This window comes from Weissella sp. DD23 (assembly GCF_001579105.1).
In the GTDB taxonomy this organism is placed as follows: Bacteria; Bacillota; Bacilli; order Lactobacillales; family Lactobacillaceae; genus Weissella; species Weissella cibaria.
Genome location: NZ_KQ970390.1, coordinates 113,495 through 120,345, shown reverse-complemented (window position 1 = coordinate 120,345; position 6,851 = coordinate 113,495). Strand labels below are relative to the sequence as shown.

The 6,851-nt window shown below is 42.1% G+C and carries 6 protein-coding genes and 1 pseudogene; all 7 read right to left on the bottom strand.

The genetic code is table 11. From position 1 onward, the window contains the following. Positions 1–237: pseudogene (locus WEIDD23_RS13290) on the bottom strand (hypothetical protein); the annotation flags it as partial. 138 nt (positions 238–375) lie between these two features. Continuing rightward, positions 376–1,167, bottom strand: coding sequence for a sunset domain-containing protein (locus tag WEIDD23_RS00545; RefSeq protein WP_062358648.1), 792 nt, complete (start codon positions 1,165–1,167; stop codon positions 376–378). Between the two features lie 158 nt (positions 1,168–1,325). Further along, positions 1,326–1,892: an ADP-ribosyltransferase gene (locus WEIDD23_RS00540; RefSeq protein WP_062358647.1), complete on the bottom strand. Its 567-nt coding sequence runs from the start codon at positions 1,890–1,892 to the stop codon at positions 1,326–1,328. Between the two features lie 32 nt (positions 1,893–1,924). Further along, complete coding sequence (locus WEIDD23_RS00535) at positions 1,925–2,287, bottom strand: hypothetical protein (protein ID WP_145559710.1); 363 nt, start codon at positions 2,285–2,287, stop codon at positions 1,925–1,927. Between the two features lie 140 nt (positions 2,288–2,427). Next, a complete protein-coding gene (locus WEIDD23_RS00530; protein WP_150179851.1) occupies positions 2,428–4,254 on the bottom strand; it encodes a hypothetical protein in 1,827 nt (608 codons plus the stop codon). Between the two features lie 216 nt (positions 4,255–4,470). Further along, positions 4,471–6,087, bottom strand: coding sequence for a hypothetical protein (locus WEIDD23_RS00525; RefSeq protein WP_062358644.1), 1,617 nt, complete (start codon positions 6,085–6,087; stop codon positions 4,471–4,473). Positions 6,088–6,236: 149 nt separating this feature from the next. Continuing rightward, positions 6,237–6,851: hypothetical protein (locus WEIDD23_RS00520; RefSeq protein ID WP_197458746.1), on the bottom strand; the 615-nt coding region annotated here is incomplete at its 5' end.

The window sequence follows — 6,851 nt, the reverse complement described above, 5'->3', positions numbered from 1 at the left end:
GGTCAGTGCAATTAAATCGATTAGATGTGTTGCAAAATAACGTTTCTTGTCACGTGCCCGCTGCATACCTCGAATATAAACAATACCAAAGTATACCCACAAAATATGGTCAATCCAGAAAACCCAGGTCGGCACATGCATGATCATCTCAAAAATAGTCACTGCAATATAGGTCGTACTCAACACAATATTTAGATAAAACGTTGTCTTTTGTGGCAACCAAGTCGGCCGTACCATCTGTCTCACTCTCCCATTTCGAATAGCTAGACATATATTACACTTATTCTTTATGCGTTTCAACGAAAGTTACCGCGAAAAGGACATAAAAAAAGAACAGCTTCCCACTGTTCTTACTTACACAAATTGAATTTTTAATTAATACTCTGAAGGCCGGTATCCGGCATTACGCGCATCTTGTTCCGTCCAGAACCATTGCACGACATTCTTTGTGCGGTTGTAATAGCGACCACCTGGCACGTGGTAAATGTGATCAACCGATCCCTTAATCTGTCCATGCGCTGCTGGCGCGACTGGAGCAGTTGGTGCTGGTCGTTGGAAGAAAGTACCGTTATCACCGAAGTAATAACTCTCACCACCAATCGTTTGGTAGCCTTGTACCGTGCGACCGTCAGCACCAACGTAATAGGTCATACCCCAAGCGTTTTCCCACTTGTTTTGCTGACGCTTACCGTTTTGGAACCAGTAATAAGCCCCCATATAATTGCGGAAACCTGTGAAACGTTGTCCACCTTCGTACCACAACCACCCTTGGCCAGCATCCATATAACCAGATGCCTTACCACGCAAGAAGAATGTACCGTTATCACCAAAGTAATATGACACTCCGTCAATTACACGATTACCTTGAACTGCGCGTCCTTGATTATCCGTGTAATAAGTCATACCCCAAGCATGGCGCCAACCTGAATCTTGACGAACGCCATTGATAAACCAGTAGTACGTGCCCATATAGTAACGGAATCCCGTATACTTTTGCCCATTTTCGAACCAGAACCACCCTTGTGGCGTACCCAAGTAGCCCGACTTGTGTTGCGCTTGAATCGTTTGCAATTCATCTGCATGCGTTTGTTGTACCGTACCAGATGCAACGTTAAACCCAACGACAGCTGCCACTGTAAGCATCACTGTCTTAAAAAATTTACCCATACCACGTCTCCTAGTGTAAAAATACGTACAAAAAATTAATACATGTTCATTATAGACACATTTTCTTGGATAGTCATCTTCCATTTCAGAATAGAATCATATTCCAAATAAATAGCGAGGACATCTTCTTAGATAGCCTCGCTATTTCATTCAAATATTTACTTTACCATCGTCATTTCAACAACGTGGTACTTCTGGTTGTAATTACCAGTCAATGTTGAAAAACCAGTCACTTTAAATTCTGAGTGATCCTTCACCAGGTATTCTGATTCCAAACCATATTCTTTTGACAACGGTGCAATATAGGCACCGTGACCTGTACCTGCTGGAATCGTCATTTGTAGCACGTAACTATCTGATGGATCCTTAGCAAAATCAAACGCGACACCCTTGTCAAAAGACGTACTCATAAAAGCATTGTCGCTGTATAATGCGCCGACTTGCAATGGTGCATTGTGCAATGAAATCTGCAAGCCCTTCGCACTAACCCCACGGTAAACCACCGTGGTCTTTGGGTTGTTGTAGGTCGTCACCGCATTGTGAATGGCCGCCGTTGCAACTGTTGTTTGTGCATCTGCAGTTGACGTAATACCACGCAAGTAGTTATTAATTTTTACATAGCCATCATTTCCTGCATACCACGTAATCGCAGCTGTACTTGCAGCTGGAACCGTTGTCTTCCAGGTTTGCGAAACCTTTGCGAAAGCTGGTTCATCGACCGACATCCAAGGGTTTGCATTAACTTTTGTAGCCGACGTTACAGTCGCTGGAGTTTGACAACCGTCGTACTCGTTGCTGGCTTCACACTTGATGTGGCATGATTAACAACGCTCGTCTTTACAGAAGACTTTGCGGCCGAAACCTTTACAGAAGAAACCTTCACTGGCACAACTTTTTTAGGTGCAACGGACACCTTGTGTGTCTGAACTGCCTTTTTTGTAGTTGCTTTCTTAACAACTTGCTTAGACACAATCTTCTTGTGCGTTGTCTTCTTGACAGTCTTCTTTGCTGAAACATGATCACGTTGTGCCGTTTGTGCGGCAGAGACTTCTACTGATGAACCTGCCAAGCTACCTAACACAGCAACTGTTGCTAATACAGAACCCAACTTAAACATCATAACCACCTCGAAAATATGTTTCAATTAATTTACAAATGTTATATTAACATGTCATTCGAGACGTAGTTAGAAAAAGGGAATTAAAAAACAGCAATCTGACTACGCGTGTCAAACTGCTGTTTTTTAATTTATTTTATTCACTATGCTGCCGCAATTTTATTTGCCGCATCCCCACTAGTTAAGTCAAAAAATGACGTTGCATCAGTACCAATTCCATACGTGATAAAACTTGTATGTGTTTCTAACAAACGAGCACTCTCAGCGTCCATTGTAAACGTTAATGTATAAAACGCCTTATCTGCTGTCCATTTTTCATCGCTGTCTGCTTCAAGCCCAATTAACGGACCATTATTATTAATATAGAATTCTCCATCCTGCATAATGACCTTGCTTGAGTCAGACTGCGTTGTAGCATTCCGTGCAAATACTACCTTAACTATCGCTTCATCCGGGTCACCGTTTATACCGTACTGTACATCATAACTAGCTAAATGCCCTAGATTGGACAATGGCGTACCTTGCTGATCAACATGAACCGATGACTCGTATGTATACTTCTCACCATTACGAACATCATCCGTCGTTAATAAATCACTCTTAACCCAAGCACCTTGCTTAGTGGTCTGATTGACTACCCAATCGTAATCTCCTGATGCATAGTATGCGATGTAGGAATCAGTCGCACCTTCAGTCATCGTTACATCAGTCGCACCCTGTTTTGTACCAGCACTAATATCGTCTGAATCATATGAATCTACAACACGCATCGCCTGATTTCCCAATGATGTCAGTGAGATATTGCTCATGACTTGTTGCGCTACTTGATAAGCTGCCAACGTCTTAGCTTGAGTATAGTCTGCTTTGTACGCAGCCAACGCCATCTTAGCTTGATTTTGATTATCTACACTAGCAATCAATTTATTGTATGCATCATCTTGATGCGACCGATCAATTTGGTACAACAAAGCCACTGTTCCTGCCTTGCTCATTGTTTGAGCATCCGGTGTGACGAAACCAGCATGCGAACCAGGCATCACCGTTACACTTTGACCTGCCTGTCCCTGCATTGAACGAGTTGCCAAAACTGTACCATCAGCAGTTTTTTCAACGACATTAACCGTGTAAAACTTCGGATACGTTACTGTCACCGTCATGTCTTTAGTTGGCGTGACCTTTTGACTGACTGGTGTTGCGTAACCAGGATACGCTTTAGGTGTTACTGTCACCGACTTCCCTTGTTGCACAGTCTGATTGGTAGTACCCAGTTTGGCACCATCAGAACCAACCGCATTGACCGTCACGTTGTACAACCGTTGATAGTTAAATGTAGCCGTCGTATCTTTGTTAACCTGAACCTTCTGTATAGCTGGTGTCACGTAATTCGCGACTGGCGTTGGCGTTACTGTCACCGTCTGGCCACGCCTCACCATCTGACTGCTTGTACCAAGTGACTTCTTAGTGTCGATAGCCACCATATTTTGCGTCAACTTAAACAATTTGTCATACGTAAACGTTACTGTACTATCTAACTTAACATTTGCCAATTTCTTAGTTGCTGTACTGGTGACTTGGTAGCCAGAAATGCTTACTGGCGTAAACGATTCCGTCTTACCAACCGGCGCCATTTCAATCTTTGCTGGTTTGATGGTTGCGTTATTATAACGATCAACATACTTAACTGTCACTTTGCGAGAAGTCGCCCTTACCTTCAACGTGATTGTACTTGCTTTCGTGACCTTATAAGACAATTTCGCCGGCGTCGCATAATACTTAATCGCGACTGGCTTGTAAGTATAGGTCTTGTTCTTTGTACCGGTTGTTTTAACCGTCTTCAACGTTTTATTCGTCGTCGCATCAACATACTTAAAAGTGGTTGTATAACTTGTCGTCGCTGCATGCGCTTGACCAACGGTTACCAAACCAAATGACGTTGCTGCCAACAACGTCATGACCATAGTCTTCCTCATCTCATTCTCCAATATTTCTTTTTACAAAGAATAAGTATACTCGTATTCAGGACTAATTTATATGTGATTTGCGGTGTTACTGACGGAATTCCCACAATTGAAACAAAAGCCAGACACAATTGTGCCTGGCTTTTCACCACAACTATCACACGAAAAATAACCTCGTCGAAAAAAACAGACAGATGTTCTATTATCGTATTCTGCAAAATCTAAAAATCACCACTCGTCGCTGTTGCTATTGTTCTCACTATTCTTCAGAAAATCCATTGTCTGGTCATACTGAACACGTCCTTGATAGGTTGTCCCATAATGTAGCGTTGCTCCTTGCTGCAAAATTGTATCTGCTTGCGCATTTGTAGTAACAAAGAAAGCATCCCAACTTCCCTTTGTATAGGTAGTATCAACAAGCGAATTTACAGATTGTAAAGTATCACCATCAGCTAACTCGATTTCCGGATATTGCAACAGATTATCAATCTCACTTCCTTGACTATCAACGTAACCGTTAATCATAAAATGCAATCTAACCAAGGTTATACCATCCCCGGTCACAATATCATCATTATTATCTAATCCAGTTGCTGCCGCATTATGATTGAGTTCGACAGACTGGAGTACTGCTTGAAAACCATCTTCATCCATATAAGGTTGATTGATTGCCTTCGAAATTTTGTCCGTATAACTATAATTTGACTGTGACTTAGTGTACGCGCTGATATCTTTCATAACACCTACACCACCATTTGCAAACACTCCTTTATTGACCCAACCGCCAACTTTTGTACGCTGGTTAATAACCCAATAAAAGTTTCCAGAATCTGTATCCGCTTGAAAATATGCCAAATAATTATCAGCAGTTCTTTTGGCAAATACACCGCGCCCACCCGCTTGCGCTAACGGATTATAATTCAAATTCGAATCTGTGACCCAACGGTTCAAATTCACATGTTTATCATAAACTGCTAACGGCGAACGGAATTCAACCAACCCCAGATTAGATACCGCTGCCTTCGCGGCATTAAACTCCCGCAATGACGTCGCATTATCAATATTCATTTTATATGCGCGCATCGCCTGATCGAAACGTTCCTTATTGCGCACACGACTACGTGCTTGGTTATACGCGACATATGCGTCGCTACGATTAATAACATAATTAAATTTTACAGTTGCAGATCCAGAAAACGCTGTCGTTTGTTGCTTCGGTAATACGTAGCCATTAATTTGTTTAGCGTTAAACGTCGTCATGTAACCACGTCGATAATTCTTCGTTACAGTACCTAGTAAAACCTCATGAGAAGTTGCGCCAGTTCCCTCGACTGTAGTGTACTTCACCGTCACTGGCACCATTTTATCGTAATTAAAATTAACGCTGGTATCCTTATTAACCTTTGTCAATCGCACTGGTGTTGTTGCAACCTTCAAACTATAACCTTTAGCTGCCGCCACTGGTGCAATCAATGGCGTCGTCCCAACTTTCACCATCTTTGTATTATTCTGAATAACCCGATGATCAAAAGCATCAATCGATTTAATCGTTACTTTTCGATACGTAGCCACATAATTAACTTTAATAGTTCCTGTTCGTCGAACCGTATACTTAACAGCTTTTGGGGTTGCGTAATACTGAATCTTATTTGGTTGGAACGTATACGTCAGGTTTTTAACGCCAGATATATTGATGGTCCGCAACGTTTTACCCGTCGTCTTATCAACCAATTTAAACGTTGTCGTATATCGTGTGTTGGCTGCTTCCACGGAATTCGTCACACCTAAAGCACCTGCGACAGCGCTTATCATGACCACCCCACCAACAATTGCAATCTTTCTCATACCCTGCTCCTAACTTAAAATAACCTTATGATTATAGGCTAAAAAACAGGACAACAACTAAAATTCCATGTTTTCAGAGGAATCCGTCAATAAACGCCCTAAATACAGGCAAAAGCCAGACACTTACGCATCTGGCTTCAGCAAATTATTTAGTTCAGTGGCATAGACTTTTGTCCATATCCCTTATATGCGTATTGTGGCAACCACCAATAAGTTGCATTGGCAATATCATCATCTTTGTATTGGCCCGGAATTACAAACCAACTTGCCCAATCACCGTTTTCGGTTGCTGACCAACTATCTTTCACCATCAAGTCATTATAGTAACGGCCATCTAATCGGATTTGCGTTTCTGATGACTGCAAAACCTTCATACGTGTTGCATTAGCACCAAGAACATTTGGCGTCCCGACACTCTTATACGTCATGTACACAATATTATTACCCGATCCAAACACATTATGATAAATCGTGGAACCTGCAATATAAGCGTGGAAACCACTATCAGATGCCAACATCTTTTGGCGCGTGGTTAAGTCAACCGTTGTCTTAGACTCGTACGAAATCATCGACGTTGCCCGCAAAGCATGCATTGACGTATCCGCATCTGTAATTGAAGTTGAGACCGGCACATTTTCAACCGTACCCTCAGTAATTTTGGCTGGATCAATCCACCCTGAACCAGCCTTAGCACCGCTTACCCATACTTTACGATTTGCACCATTGTACATCAGCCAAGCATGTAACTGTGTCTGCCACAAATT